The organism is Lacrimispora xylanisolvens (genome assembly GCF_002934545.1).
GTDB lineage: Bacteria > Bacillota > Clostridia > Lachnospirales > Lachnospiraceae > Lacrimispora > Lacrimispora xylanisolvens.
Genome location: NZ_PTJA01000011.1, coordinates 75,982 through 90,892, shown reverse-complemented (window position 1 = coordinate 90,892; position 14,911 = coordinate 75,982). Strand labels below are relative to the sequence as shown.

Below are 14,911 nucleotides of genomic sequence, written 5' to 3'. Positions count from 1 at the left end.
CTGTCCTGTGTTTGTTACTTAAATCTGACTAAAATAGTTTTTATCTCGTAAGGCGTAAATTCCAGGCTGACCGGTCCGCTTTTAAAATCTTCCGTGGGCCGTTCCATTAAATCACACTGGCACCAGGAAGAGATCTTAAGTGCGCTTGTCAGTACTGCGCTTACTCTTGCCCCTGCAAATTCATGGAACCGTAAGACGATATCCTGAGAATACTCTGCCTGTTTGATACAATCTGATGCAATATAGTCATTATCAAGATGAAACAGACTTCCTGACGTGATCTTTGGTGCACCTGAGACTGCTGTAATGGGATTATTTAAATCAAAGGACTCCTGTTCCAGTCCGGAATCGTACCATTCCTCCCTATGAGGATAGAGAGAATAGGTAAATTCATGCAGCCCTAAATCTGCGGCGTAATCAGGATCTGTTGCCGATTTAATTAAAGTTAAGCGCATGGTGTCCTCATAGATATCGTGACCATACTTGCAGTCATTTAAGAGCGCCACTCCGTATCCCGTTTCGCTGAAATCCATCCACTTATGGGCAACTACTTCAAATCTGGCGGCTTCCCAGCTGTCATTTCTTGTTATTCTGCGCCTGATATTTCCATATTGAATATCAAATCTGGCGTCAATGCTTCTGATGCCTACAGGAAATGCCGTCTTTAACAGTTTCTGGCGCTCTTCCCATATGATCCTGGTTTTAAAGTCAATCCTTTTCTTTTCATGGTAGAGACACATGGTTTGAGAGATCGTGGATTTGTGATAGTCCCAGGAGAATGTAATCCAGATTCCAAGCGGATTTACTTCTATACAAACCTCCTTTAAATCCCTGATTTCTTCCATCTTATTTCCATACGTCGCTTCCAGTTCCCATGCGTCAAAGCATCTTGGCTTGTCTTCAAACACCTGCAAGACATTGCCCCTCTTCCCTTTTGAAAGAATATCCCTGCCTGCTTCCTTATCATAAATTTCAGTCAGCTGCCCCCACTCATTCCAGGCAACCCGGTAATAACTGGTTTCTGCCTGGCGGGAACTATCTTGTGTGCTGATATGACTGGAATCCTGACCGGTATGATCCACTTCCAAAGAAGCCGTATCCCGGTACAGAGTCACAAAAGAAAACGGAGCCATGTCCTTAACCAAAACCTGTGACACCCCATCCTTTGTATAACTGTAAAGAAGCTGTCCATTTTCATCCCGGAAACGGTCACCGTCCGAGGTTTCAGAAATCCTGACAATGGTGGTTCTCTTCCAGTTTGAATTATTCCATACCGTATAAACCCCTGATTTTTTCACATATAAAGCCTGACTGATCTCATCTTCTACCTGTGCAAGAAGCTGACAGGCCTTTTCATATTCCACATGGCTGTCCTCATACACTTCCCTGATAGAGGAACCGGGCAGAATATCATGAAATTGCTGGCAGAGAACGATTTTCCAGGCTTTTTGCAGCCTGTCTCTGTCATAGGCAATACCGCCCCACTCTTTTGCCAGAACAGAACGTATCTCTGTGTCCCGAAGGTAAAATTCCATTTTCCGGTTCATTTTCTTATTGTATGCCTGGGAGGTGTAGGTTCCTCTGTGAAACTCCAGATAAAGTTCCCCATCCCAGACCGGGAGGTTTCCTTCCATCTCATTTCGTTCTACTGTTTCTCTCAGCCTTCTAAAATACTCCGTTGCACTCTCAAACTGTACTTTTGGAAGACCGGGAATTTTATTTAAATGTTTCAGTGTCTCTATCATATCACGGTTTGGTCCGCCGCCGCCATCTCCATATCCATATGAAATAAGAAGATCCCGGTTTAAATCTTTATTTTTATAGTTATCCCATACTCCTTTGACAGCGTAGGGTCTGGTATCCCCGTTGTACGTATAGGAATCGGAATCCTGATCGGTCGTAGTTACAAAATGAGCCGTAATCTCCGTACCGTCAATTCCCTTCCAAAGGAAGGTGTCAAAGGGCAGACGGTTGGTATCATTCCAACTGATCTTGGTGGTCATGAATGCCTCCACTCCTGCCTTTTTCAGAATCTGGGGAAGTGCCCAGGAGTACCCGAAAACATCCGGAAGCCAAAGGAATTCACTCTCATATTCAAATTCTTCCTGAAAGAAATTTTTACCCACAAGGATCTGTCTTACAATGGACTCGCCGCTTGCCAGGTTACAGTCGCACTCTACCCACATGGCTCCGGCAGGTTCCCATTTTCCCTCTTTTACCCGTCTTTTAATGGAATCATAAATATCCGGATAATCCTCTTTGATAAATTCATAAAGCTGGGCCTGGGACTGGAGAAAATGATAATGGTCATAGTGATCCATCATACGATTTACCGTGGAAAAGGAGCGGGCTGCTTTTTCTCTTGTATGGCGAAGCCTCCACAGCCACGCCACATCGATATGGGTATGTCCCAGCATACTGACCTGTATATCCGGTTTTCCCTGCCCTTTCATCTTCCCGTTTAAGTATTCATATGCCTTCCTGATGCTATCATAAAAGCGTTCCGTAGCCGGTTCTGTATAATCAACAAAACCAAAGGCTTTTACAAGCATATTCAGCATCCATTCTCTATACTCGTTACCCGAATCTAAAATATCATAAGTTTCCACCACATTTCTCGCCAGAAAGTAGAAATTATCGGTATCATGGTCAAGCACTCCGTATTGGGCACGTACCAGTTCCATAGCCATATCCTTAGGAACTCCCCCTCCATTTAAGCCTGACCAAAGGCGGAATTTTAAATCCAGTAATGCTCCGTTTTCTTTTACCTGAAAAAAGACCTCTTTGTGGTTTCCGTCCACTCCCTGATAAGGTTTGCCATTTAAATAAAGAAGACTTTCAAAATGGCTGTTATTGCCGGTTCCTTCTGGAACGCCAAAATCAAAAATGCCGACAACCTCTTCCTCCATAAGTTCTGCCGGAACAGTAAGTCTGGTGCAAAGCCAGTTATACTGATCCCAGCCTTTATAGCGAAAGCCCTGTTCAATTTCCACTGGTTCACCCACAGGCGTTCTGTTTCCTGTTGTTCCATTGTCCTCATACCAGAAAATATGGTCAAAACTCTTCAAATTTTTATATCGTAATTCCGCCATTTCTTCAATGAGATGGCAGATCCGGTCTCTGTTGTGCAGATCAAATGGCATGGCAGCCTCCTAAAATCCCTCCGTATGCTAAGTCGTATTGCTCCACCAGAATCTTTGCCAGTGAATAGGAATTAACCAGCGGATGTAATGTGAGCGCCCTGACTGCAGTTTCCTTTGAATGGTTTTTAATTGCTTCTACTGTCAGTTTTTCATACATCTTAATCAGTCTGATCAGCAAATAGCAATGCTCCGGTACCTTACCGACAGGCACAGGAATGATCCCGTTTTTTGATACATGACAAGTTACCTCAATGACGTCCTGATCCTCCAGCCCTTCAATACAGCCATTATTCTGGACAGATAGTACCAGTTCCCGCCCCTCTTCGCTTTGAAGACCTTCAATACAGTCCAGCATAACTCCGGCATACCCCATACCATCCGGCACTTCCAGTTCCCCCTTTTTAATGGGTTCCTTTTTATCGTGTCCGGTTTCAATGCTCATATAGGATTCTTCCCTCAGTGCCATGTAATACAAAAATACCTGAAGCGCTGTCTCCGGGGACTTTTCTATATCCATTTGTTTCAATTCTTCCATCATCCGGCAATTTACCGATTCAATGGACTTTCCTCTGGTTTCACCAGACTTTTTGATATTATTAAGAGCCTTTTCCCTGTGATAATAATAGTAGAGATACTCATTGGGCAGATACCCCATTGATCTTAAAAGCTCCGGATCAAAGATAGAGAATTCCTGCACACTCTTTAAAAAGGATTCATCAGACAGAAGTTCCTGCAATATCTCCCTTCCCTCCACCTTCACACTCTGTATCCATGATAAATGATTCAACCCGAAAAATTCCACAGAGAGCTGATCCTGAGTCACACCCAGCTGCTTAGCCATCCGGAATTTGGTGCTGCTGGGAGCATCACAGATTCCTATAATCCGCTCATACCCTGCATTTTTTAAAGCCTGTGTCACCAGCCCGGAAGGATTGGTAAAATTAAAGATCCAGGCATGGGGAGCATGGATTTTAATTAATTCGCAGTATTCCATTAAAACAGGAATGGTGCGCACAGCCATGGAAAAGCCTCCCGCTCCTGTTGTTTCCTGACCGATGACTCCGGCATTTAAGGCAATTTCCTCATCAACAACTCTGGAATGATCTCCGCCTGCCCGGATTGTGGTTACAATATAATCCGCTCCAGAAATTGCTTCTACCGCATTGAAAGAAGTGCTGACCTTTAACCCCTGTCCCCGTCTGACCACAACATGGCGGCACAGACGGCTTATGATCTCCAGTTTTTCCCTGTCAGTATCATATAACACCACTTCATCTATATTTAATTTCTTATAACGGTCAAGAAGACCGTTAATAAAAATGACTGTTCTTACTCCCGCTCCACCAATTACTGTAATCTTCATTTAGTCATCCCGCCTTTCATCCTGTTGTTTTAAAAATTGATACAGTTCCTCTTTTGTTGGAAAGGCTGTATTACCACCATATGCAGTGACTGACATGGCACCGCAGGCATTGGCAATCCTTAAACATTCTTCCATGGTCTTGCCCTTTAAAAATCCATAAACAAAGCCTGCATTAAAGGAATCCCCGGCTCCGGTAGTATCAACTGCACTCACCGTATAGGGAGGGGATTTCGTAAGTGCACCATTTTTTCCACCAATGGACCCGCTCTTTCCCAGTTTGATTACTGCCATGTCGCATTGCTTTGAAAACTCCAAAGCGGCTTCCTCCGCATTCAGTCCTCTTGTATAATGAAGTGCTTCCGTTTCATTCATAAACAAGATATCTATGAAAGGAAGCAGTTCAAAAATGCCCTCATACCACTCCCCTGTTTCATCCCAGCCCACATCAAAGCTGACTGTGGCAGAACTGATTTCCCTAATCTTTTTAAGAAGCATTTGAAACTGATGGTGATTGCGGCTGCCGGCATAAGAAGTCAGGTGAATATGTCCCGCATTCCGAACTCCTTCAAAATCAATCTCCTCTAAATTCCACTCCTCATTGGTTCCCCGGTATGTAAGGAAGGAACGGTCTTTTTCATTGGTAAAACTTAAGGATATTCCTGTTTTATTTTTTTGTGAGGTACGCAGAAAAGTGCAGTCTACGTGACTGCGCGTAAGCTCCTCACGAAGCCATGCACCATGACAGTCCGCTCCCACACTTCCCTGAAAAGCCGGGGTTAACCCCAGCTTTCCAAGTCCCAGTGAAAAAAGCGCTGCTCCGCCGCCCGGATAAACACTCATGTCTTCTACCACATGCTCCTGACCGGCACCGGGAAACTGTTCTACTCCCGGTATTACAACATCCACATTTATATCTCCGTAAATAAATACATCCCACTTTTTTCCTGTCATTGAAACCTCCGTCTGTCAGCCCGATTTACTCTTTTACTGCTCCAATCATGGCCCCTTTTGTAAAATATTTCTGCACAAAGGGATACACACATAAGATAGGAACTGTTGTTATTACAACCGCCGCCATCTTAAGAGAATCCGAGGTGACAGAATTGGTATTCTGGGCAATTGCCTGGGCAACCGAAGTTATCTCTTTGTTTGCCATCGCCCTGGTCAGCATCTGCTGTAAAACAGTCTGTACCGGCCATAACCGGCTACTTCTCATGTAGAACGCACCGGAAAACCAGTCATTCCAGTGATTCACTGCTGTATATAAACCTACCACAGCAATAACCGGTTTGCTTAAAGGCAGAACAATTCTGGTGAAAATCCCGAAATACCCACAGCCGTCAAGCTTTGCAGACTCCTCCAGACTTTCCGGTATGCTTTCAAAAAAGGTTCTCATCATCAGCAGGTAAGTCACACTCACCAGACCTGGAACCACGTAAACACCAAAGTGATCCACCAGTCCCAGTTTATTGTACTGAATATAAGTCGGAATCATCCCTCCGCTGAACAGCATGGTAAAGGTAATCAGTATCGTAAGAAGTTTTCTGCCTGGCAGTCCCTTTTCTTTTAAAGCATAAGCGGCAAAGGAGGTAACCATTAAGCTGGCTGCTGTGCCGATCACAGTCCTGGCTATGGTAATCAGATAGGCCTTGGTTATGGCTCCATCCTGGAATACCTGTTTGTAATTATCCAGAGTGAATATTCTGGGCCAGAAATAAATACCTCCTTTTGCCGCATCCTTTCCGTCATTAAAAGACAGAGCTGCAATGTTTAAACAGGGCAGAATGATGACAAGACATAGTCCTATGACCACACAATAGATTAAAACCTGAATTATCTGATCCGATCTGCCTGATTTTATTTTACTGCGTCCGTTCACAGTTCTTTTTGCTTTCATGTCTGAGCACCCTGCCCTTTCTTTCTTATCGCATTTTATTTTTTGTCAAAGCAGATAGCGGAAGGATCCTCTTTATAAAGTTGTGTTAAATACTCTATAAATTTATCATTTCCCGCTGCTTTTAACTGCTGGCGGAAGGATTCCACAATTTTTTTTGCGTCCTCATCCGTTCCTGCATAAACAGCCTGAACGATCATTTCCTTATAGTTGAGCAGAGACATCTGAGCTTTAACATCCGTCATGGATTCTGCTGATAAATATCCGGTTGCATTCAGTCCTGGAACCAGTCTGTAAGTGATTGGATAATCCTTTGCCACCTCAACAGCCCGTTTAAAGGTGTTACTGGAATTGGCTCCCGGACGGTTTTCTCCAAAGTTATTCATATTGTCTATGTTAGTCAGTACAAAGCTGAAGAATACGCAGCCTGTATATCCAAAGCCGGCGCCAATGTTATTTACCAGATAATCCTTGTCACCTTCGTTTAATTTCTTTAATGCCTCATCAGTCAGTACTGGCTTCCCGTCCTTCATCTCATAACTTTTTCCTTCTACACCATACTGGCAGAGAAGCTGGCCTTCCGGTGTGGATAAATAATCAAAGAATTTCAGGATTTCTTCCGGTTTCTTTGCATCTGCAGAAATAGCCCATACGCCGTTCTGTTTCTTACCATGTTCTACCTTCGCATTATTTCCCGTAACGTCATCTAACGGTCCAAGGGGAATCCAGTCTTCGGAGGCATAAATAATATCCTGATAGTTGTGTACATCTGCCATAATGGCGGAATTATGGGATCTGGAAACTTCTTCTGCACGGGTTCCATCCATAGTAAAGAACTCCGGATTCATCAGGCCTTCTGCCAGCAGTTTTCTCAAGTAATTGATTTTTTCAAACACGTAATCCGTATCTGCCTCGTGCTTAATCACGCCGTTACTGTCTAAGTTGTAGCCATCACTGACCCCCCAGGTATAGCCTGGCACAATGTATTGCAGTGTATCCGGAGATCCTCCCCAGTATTTCGGTCCCAGAGGAAAAACAGGATTCCCGTTGTCATCTTTAAAGTTTCCGTTTTTTATCTGAACTAACAGGTCGTAGAACTGATCCTGTGTTCTGATTTTAGAAGGATCGATTCCAAGCTTATCTGCAATGGATTTCTGAATGTACAACCCGCCTCTGTATGCAGTCTCTGGATCATAAATTAAGGAACGGTCTTCCGAATCAATGGATAAAGGAAGAATATAAGCAGCTCCATTAAAATCCTTGCGGAACATGATGTTTTTTCTTGAATCGTCAGGTAGATATTTATCTTCCAGGTAATGGCTATAAACTTTTGTATCCTTTAACAATCCGGATACATCGGCAAACATTCCTTCCTTTGCTGCCTTTAAAAGAATCGGGAATTCTTTTCTTGTGGAATCATCCATATAAGAGAAAATCACATCCGGAATGGTTCCTGATGCCAGCTGAGCTGCCATAACATTGGAATCCTTGTCTCCGGGAGTATACTGGATGTCAAGTTTAATACCAGTACGCTTTGTCAGTTCTTTCATCACCTCTGTGTTGGCCAGATCCTTTGGCAGACTGTTTCCGATATCATTCACATAAGCCTGTACCGTAATAGTCCGGTCCGCAATCCAGGTATCCGGTTTTCCCGTATTATCTGAAGATGATGCGCTTTCCCCACCTTTTGCCCCCTCATTTGCCTTTGAACTGCAGCCCGTCACTCCCGCTGCTCCCACTGCGACTACTAAAGCTCCTGCAAGCAGCCGCTTTCTGATACTTTTTCTCATAAAAATACCTCCTCTTTCATCTTTTATTTACCAGAGACTGACTCCTGTAAATCGTTTTGATAACCGGTTGCATACTATTACCAGAATAAGTCCTACAATACCCTGAATGAGTCCCACTGCTGTTGCATAGCCGAACTGGCCATTCATAAGCCCCATCTGCAGAACAAAGGTATCAAGCGTATCTGCAACCGACATGTTTCCGGGAGTCCGCAGTAAGTATATCTGTTCAAAACCTTTGGATAAAAGTCCTCCCACTCCCATTATGAAAAGTAAACCAATAGTACCCCTGATTCCCGGCAATGTAATATGCCAGATTTTTTTTAACTTGGAACAGCCATCAATGCTTGCAGCCTCATAAAGAGCCGCATCTACGCCGCTGATTGCTGCCAGATATATGATGGAATCCCAGCCAATATTTCTCCATAAATCCATAGAAAATAACAGCTGAAAGAAATATTTTGGTTCCATTAAGAAAAATGTGCCTGGGTCCCCTCCCAGCTTTCCGATGAACTGATTTAATACCCCGATGTTAGGTGCCAGAATCCTCTGAAGCATGGTCACAATAATAACTGTGGATAAAAAGTGGGGCAGATACGTAATGGTCTGGCTGATCTTTTTGAATTTCTCATTCTTAAACTCATTAAGCAGAAGCGCAAGAATAATTGCAAAAGGAAATTCCAGAATACATTTAATAAATCCCACAATCAGTGTGTTTCTTAATAATCTTGGAAAATCATAGCTGGTAAAAAACATGCGGAAATAGCGAAATCCAACCCAGGGGCTTCCCCATATCCCCTTCCGGAAGGAATAATCCTTAAATGCAAGTATGACTCCTCCCATTGGAACATAACAGATGAGAACATAATAAATGATGCAGGGCACCAGCATGAGATACAAAGGCCAGAACCGGATCAACTTCTTTGTTATGGACATATTAACTCTCTCCTTTTTCTTCTGCCGCAAATTTAAGTCTTACGCAAACCGGGTAATGATCGGAAAGATAAACGCCCTTCCAGGATTCATCCCAGATTGTTACCTCCTGGCAGATAATTTCTCTGTCCCCAAAAATATAGTCTATTTTCTCTAATTCCTGTCTTCCGTAATCATGAAAGGTTCCGTCAATCTGAGCCGTTAAATCTGTAAATTCCCTGGCAGCTTTCATGACCTCCATTTCCGGAGAATCCGGACAGGCGTTAAAATCTCCTGTAATGACAGTAGGAGCATCGTGGCCATATCTGTCATCCTGAATTTTTTTCAGTATCTGAGTTAACGCTGCCTCTCTCGCCTCTTTGCCTTCATGATCCAGATGGGTATTATAAATGCGAATCAGCTTTCGTTCCTCAAGACTCCAAAGTAAAACCTTTGTACAGGTTCTTGGACACATGCTTTGATTTTCATATCGGGAGCCAAAAACCTCAGGAGTATTGGAGAGCCAGAAAACTTCCAGTCCCAGAAGATCAAATTTCATTTTCCGATAGGCAACTGCAGTCTGCTCATCCTCTAGATCTTTTCCTCTCCCGCAGCCTACGATGTTATAATCCGTTAAATTTTCTTTCAGCCATAGCGCCACATGAGGCAGAACTTCCTGAAAGCAAATTACGTCAGGGGATTCTTTTTTAATTTTTTCTAATATATACGGTTTGCGGAAACAGAAGCTGTTTTCCCTGTCCTGACCATAATCGCACCGGATATTAAATGTAACCAGTTTCACTTATAAACCCCTCCCTTCCTGGTTTCTGATATAAGGATATCGGAAAATTCATTTCTCCACAATGGACATTTCTCCGCTTATCAGTGGATAATTGTTAAACTTTAACTACCTGTATTGCTTCCTGATTGCAGCAGTAGTATAGTGTGCTTAACACAGAAGAGAATGGAGGTTTTTTATGAAATTAATCTATGAAACAGGGGGAATTTTAAACGAAGGTTTCGTAGGACAGATCTCATATACTGTCTGCCTGGACAAAGTTTACGATGCTATGGACATTGAATTTACCTTTGACAAACAGCATTATCAGACTATCACAGAAGAAATGGAAAAAAAAATCAGAGAGTCCTGCCGTGGCACTGAATACGAACATGCTTCGGATGAGGAACTTAAGGATGCCATGAGAGGAATGAAGACTGAAATACATACCATTGTAACCATGAATGATACCTTTATCGGAGGAGTACACAAACAGCTCACTACAAGACACATGGTTTATTCAAAGGAATTCACCAGCGACGGCTGCATCCCCCAGGAACAGATTTCCGGAGTAATTAAGGTGACTCTGGCAGTCTTTAATGTGCTTCTTGACGGAACAAACTACCGCCTGAAGTTAACCGCAGGAAATCAGGAAAAGCAGATTTCATCAGATGGAGGTGCCTATGTATAAGCGACTGGAGCTTCACAATCACACCACAGAATCAGACGGTACACTGACCCCCTCCCAGCTGATCCAGTTTATGGAGGAAAATCTTGTAGATGGATTTGCAATCACAGACCACAATACCATTTCCGGTCACAATAAAATCAAAGGACTGCTGGAACAGAAAAAAAGCAGTATCTCTTCCATTTACGGAATGGAGTATACCACCTATTACGGACACATCCTGTGCCTGAATTTAAAAGAATACCTTTCCTGGGAATCCATTGATTACCATCGACCGGAGCGATTGTTTCACAGTCTGAAAGAAAAAGGAGCCCTGGTTGGAGTGGCCCATCCATTTTCCTATGGACACCCATTTGCCAGAGGCTGTCGGTTTGATATGACTATTACAGATTTTAATTCCTTTGATTTCATTGAAATATTTAATAATCCGGAACCCCTTCACCAGGTAAATGAACCCGCACTTTTGTGGTGGGAAGATCTTGTTTTAAAAGGGTTTCCACTGTCCGCCACCTGCGGTATGGATTTACACGGCAGGTGGGACATGAACAATCAGTATGCCACCTTCATAGAAGGAGTGGACGGCGGCAATATTGAAACAGAACTGGAAGATGCCATCAGGCATCAAAAAACCTGGGTTTCCAGAGGACCGATTTTAGAATCTCAATATAACCCCCAGAAGCAGACAATCTTATTCACCATCTGCGAGACAAAAAAACCGGGATTTCTTCACTCAGACAGCGACCGTTATCTCCTCTCCCTGCGAAGTATAACAGGAACTGTTATAAAAGAATTCCCGGACTGCCGGTCTTTGGAAATCCCGGTCAATGAGCTGTATGGGGATTCCAATACCCGGTCTGCCCTCATTCCAAAGCTGTATCAAAACCATACAGCCATTGAAAATCTGGTGGCGGTGGCACCTGTCATTGTACCAGACTGATCATTCATAATTATCTGCGGTGGGCTTTGCGGTACTCCAAAGGTGTCAGGCCAGTGGTCTTTTTAAAGACACGAAAGAAATACTGGCTGTCCTCATAGCCCACCTCTTTGGATATATCAGCGATACTTTTTCCCGAATTCACCAGATAATCACAGGCTTTATTTAAACGCAGTTCCTTAATGTAATTAACGGTGGTCTGCCCGGTCTCCCGCTTAAATATGGTAGAATAGTAATTGGGACTTAAGGAATACTTTTCAGCCAGTTCATTGACGGAAATATCCCTGTTGTAATTATCCCTGATGTATTTAATGCTTAATTTCACCTTGTTTTTTGCATTGCCATCCGGATCGGCATCTGCATTCATACAGTCCATGATCAGCAGGTAAAGATGTCTTCGTAAATCCTCTAATGATCGAAAGGAATCAAAAAGTTCCGGCTTCATTACCAGCTTCTCTATCTTATCCGGATCCATGACCGCCGAATTAGAAAGACTTAATATCATGTTTGTAATTCTGGTCCATAGAATCCGCACATAAGAAGTATTGTATTTCTTTATGTTCTCATCTGAAAATATATCCTGTATCATCACTTCAATATGCTCTGCATCATGACGTTCAATATACCGGCGCAGCATGTTCAGTTCCGATACAGGAAACTGGTCTGCAGACAAAACCCTGATATCATCATAAAAATACAGATTGGAATTTCCGTGAATGACTCTTTGGGTCAGGCTTTCTCTCGCCTCTTCCACCCCGTTTTTCACTGTTTCCATAAGAGCTGCGCTGACACCAACCGTAAGAGAAATCCGAAGCTTTTTACGCATGACATTAGAAAATATAGTAAGGAGCCGTTCTGTTTCCAGGCGAAGCTGATTTTTATTTTCATGACTGGTCAACGCGTAAAGCTGGTTGCTATTGCCCAGATTGCTTACGATCAGCTTCCCGCAGGGGGAAGAAAGCTCCATGAATACATTTTTAATGGAAAACTGGATTAAATCAATGTCTTTACATTCAAAATAATTTTGTTCATAGCTGTCTCCGTCAATATGAATTATCATCACCATCACATAACGGTTAAGAAGAGGAAACTTCTGTAACACTGCTGTTTCCAGGGTAGTGCCTGCGCCAATGGCTTCCTGGTTTAAAAGCAGATCATTCACTGTCTTTTCAAACAGGTAAGTCCGGTTCTCTTCCATAGAACGGATGCCCTTTTGTATCATCTGCCTTTCCTTCTTCTTTTCATCAATCCGCTCTGCCACTTCTTCTACCGCTTTTTTTAATGCCTCATTGGATATCGGCTTTAACAGATAAGCTGTTACCCCCAGCCGGATCGCCTGTTCCGCATATTCGAATTCCGCGTAGCCGCTTATAATAATAAAATGGATATCAGGTAAAAATGATTTCACCCTTCGAATCAGGGTCAAACCATCCATATCCGCCATACGGATATCTGTAATAACAATATCCACTGGTTGATTTTTAAGTATTTCAATTGCCGCAAGTCCGCTTTCCGCCTCATACAATTGCACAGGCTTCAGATTCAAATACTGAAGTCTGGCAACCATCCCCTGTCTGATTAAGTCTTCATCGTCTACAATTAAAACCCTTTTATCCATTTATGCCCCTCCTATTGCATGAAAGGCAGACATATGGTGAAAATGCTGCCCTTATTCTCCCCGCTTTCAATGGTAATTCCATATTCCTCACCATAAGTAAGCTTAATTCTTTGATTTACATTCTGTATCCCGATACTCTGCTTTTTCTTCTCCTCATCGCCCCTGATTTCAATATGATCCCTGATCTCCTCCACCATCTCTTCTGACATACCGATTCCATCATCTGCAATCTTAATCATCAGATAGTCATCTTCCTGGTAAATGGAGATTTCCAAAGTTCCTGTCTGTTCCATCACACTCAGTCCATGAACGATGGCATTTTCCACAATGGGTTGCAAAATAAACCTTAAAACCAGATTTTTCTCCAGTCCCGGTTCCACATTGTAATACGCTTCAAATTTATTCCCAAAACGGGTTTTTTGTATATAAATATAATTTTGCGTATGGGAAAGCTCCTGTTCCACAGTAACAAATTCCCCGTAATTTCTGCCCAGACTATAACGAAAATTCTCGCCCAGCTTTTCGCAAAGATCACAGATAAGAAAAACTCCATTTACAGCAGCGATGGAGCTGATGGTTTCCAGCGTATTGTATAAAAAATGGGGATTAATCTGCAGCTGAAGATTGCGCACCTGACTTTCCTTGTTTTCCAGCTGCTGAACGTAATTTTTCTTAATCAGACGGTCCAGTTTTAAAAGCATCTGATTAAACTGTTTATCAAGAATTGCAATCTCGTCACTGCCCCTGATCTCCTCATTAATGGTAAGATCACCGGTTTCCGCAATTTTTATCTTATCAATTAATCTGGATACCCTTTTTGCAAAGCTTCTGGTAAACAGAAATGCTGTCAGTGCAATAATCACCATAACCAGAACCAGTACCGGCAATATGGAGTTTTGTATTTCCTGCCGTTTTTGATCCAGCTGGCTGTTGTTAAAGAGAAAAATCAGTTTCAGCCCGTAATACTCCTCTGTACTGGTACCGATCATGGTATTCTTGCCATAATTCCCCTTCTGTTTCAGTTCTTCGAAGGATTGTTCCTGTATGATGTCATTGTACGATGGATTAGAAGAATATACAATCTGATTTTTCCGGTCCAGCACAATCACATCATAAGCATAAGAATAATCTTCTCCGATTGCCGGTTCAAACAGCTTTTTCGTATACAAGTCCAGTTTTACAAATCCCACGTATTTGCTCTCATAACTGTTGACATCTACATCCACAATATTTTTGATCAGAGACAGGACCTTGCTTTTCTTTCCGTCTCCAGTGGCATAAATAAAATAATACTGATTGGCTGCTTCCTTGCTGATATACCAGATCTCCCTGCTGGCCTCTGTAATCATCGCAACTCTGGTCCCATAAATTTTATTATCCAGATTATTTGAATAAATCATACAATTCCGGACTTCATATCCATCCAAATGAAAGGATTTATTCACCTCAATACTCACATCATTCCCCATAACGTAGGGATTTTTCTCCCCGGTTCTCCCCTGGAGGGTATTTAAAACAATGGTATTATTGGACAGCTGCTTCAGACTGTACTGATACTGATTTAATTTACTCTCAAGAGACGTTGTGTACTGGGCAACCAGCTGGTTATGGGATGCAATCAGCTCCTCTGTTATCATATGGCTGATCTTTCGAAGCATCAGAGAACTGATAAAAAGGATGGGGACGATACTTACAACAGCTGTAAAGGTAACAAGCTGGGTAAATATGGTGCCTGAATGAAATAAATGTCGAATCACGCTTTTAAGCCTGTTTTTCATAATCCACCTCATTAAA

The 14,911-nt window shown here is 42.7% G+C and carries 11 protein-coding genes; 2 read left to right on the top strand and 9 right to left on the bottom strand.

Annotated features, from left to right (window positions below):
• Positions 1-14: 14 nt before the first annotated feature.
• The 7 genes from BXY41_RS18940 to BXY41_RS18910 are packed head-to-tail and all read right to left on the bottom strand — an operon-like array spanning position 15 to position 9,901.
• Entirely contained in the window at positions 15-3,143 is a 3,129-nt protein-coding gene (locus BXY41_RS18940; RefSeq protein ID WP_104438437.1) for an alpha-mannosidase, read from the bottom strand.
• Positions 3,133-4,506, bottom strand: a complete 1,374-nt coding sequence (locus BXY41_RS18935) for a family 4 glycosyl hydrolase (protein WP_104438436.1) — start codon at positions 4,504-4,506, stop codon at positions 3,133-3,135. The genes BXY41_RS18940 and BXY41_RS18935 overlap by 11 nt, the downstream gene beginning before the upstream one ends.
• Positions 4,507-5,457, bottom strand: coding sequence for a carbohydrate kinase family protein (locus BXY41_RS18930; RefSeq protein ID WP_104438435.1), 951 nt, complete (start codon positions 5,455-5,457; stop codon positions 4,507-4,509).
• Positions 5,458-5,482: 25 nt separating this feature from the next.
• On the bottom strand, positions 5,483-6,403 hold the full coding sequence (locus BXY41_RS18925; protein ID WP_104438434.1) for a carbohydrate ABC transporter permease: 921 nt from the start codon (positions 6,401-6,403) through the stop codon (positions 5,483-5,485).
• 35 nt (positions 6,404-6,438) lie between these two features.
• Positions 6,439-8,190, bottom strand: coding sequence for an extracellular solute-binding protein (locus BXY41_RS18920; RefSeq protein WP_104438433.1), 1,752 nt, complete (start codon positions 8,188-8,190; stop codon positions 6,439-6,441).
• A 27-nt stretch (positions 8,191-8,217) separates the two neighbouring features.
• A complete protein-coding gene (locus BXY41_RS18915; RefSeq protein ID WP_104438432.1) occupies positions 8,218-9,123 on the bottom strand; it encodes an ABC transporter permease in 906 nt (301 codons plus the stop codon).
• 1 nt (position 9,124) lies between these two features.
• Positions 9,125-9,901 (bottom strand): endonuclease/exonuclease/phosphatase family protein, encoded by a 777-nt coding sequence (locus BXY41_RS18910; RefSeq protein ID WP_104438431.1) that lies wholly within the window; start codon positions 9,899-9,901, stop codon positions 9,125-9,127.
• Between the two features lie 175 nt (positions 9,902-10,076).
• Between BXY41_RS18910 and BXY41_RS18905 the strand changes: the two genes are divergently transcribed.
• Complete coding sequence (locus BXY41_RS18905) at positions 10,077-10,568, top strand: DUF6669 family protein (protein ID WP_104438430.1); 492 nt, start codon at positions 10,077-10,079, stop codon at positions 10,566-10,568.
• Complete coding sequence (locus BXY41_RS18900) at positions 10,561-11,502, top strand: CehA/McbA family metallohydrolase (protein WP_170072463.1); 942 nt, start codon at positions 10,561-10,563, stop codon at positions 11,500-11,502. Before BXY41_RS18905 ends, BXY41_RS18900 begins: the two co-directional genes overlap by 8 nt.
• A gap of 10 nt (positions 11,503-11,512) precedes the next feature.
• Here the strand turns inward: BXY41_RS18900 and BXY41_RS18895 are convergent, their stop codons facing one another.
• Positions 11,513-13,117 carry a response regulator transcription factor gene (locus tag BXY41_RS18895; RefSeq protein WP_104438428.1) on the bottom strand — a complete coding sequence of 535 codons (1,605 nt, stop codon included), beginning with the start codon at positions 13,115-13,117 and terminating at the stop codon, positions 11,513-11,515.
• 11 nt (positions 13,118-13,128) lie between these two features.
• The gene (locus BXY41_RS18890) at positions 13,129-14,895 is read right to left on the bottom strand and encodes a sensor histidine kinase (RefSeq protein WP_170072461.1); all 1,767 of its coding nucleotides are present in this window, start codon (positions 14,893-14,895) and stop codon (positions 13,129-13,131) included.
• Positions 14,896-14,911: the final 16 nt, after the last annotated feature.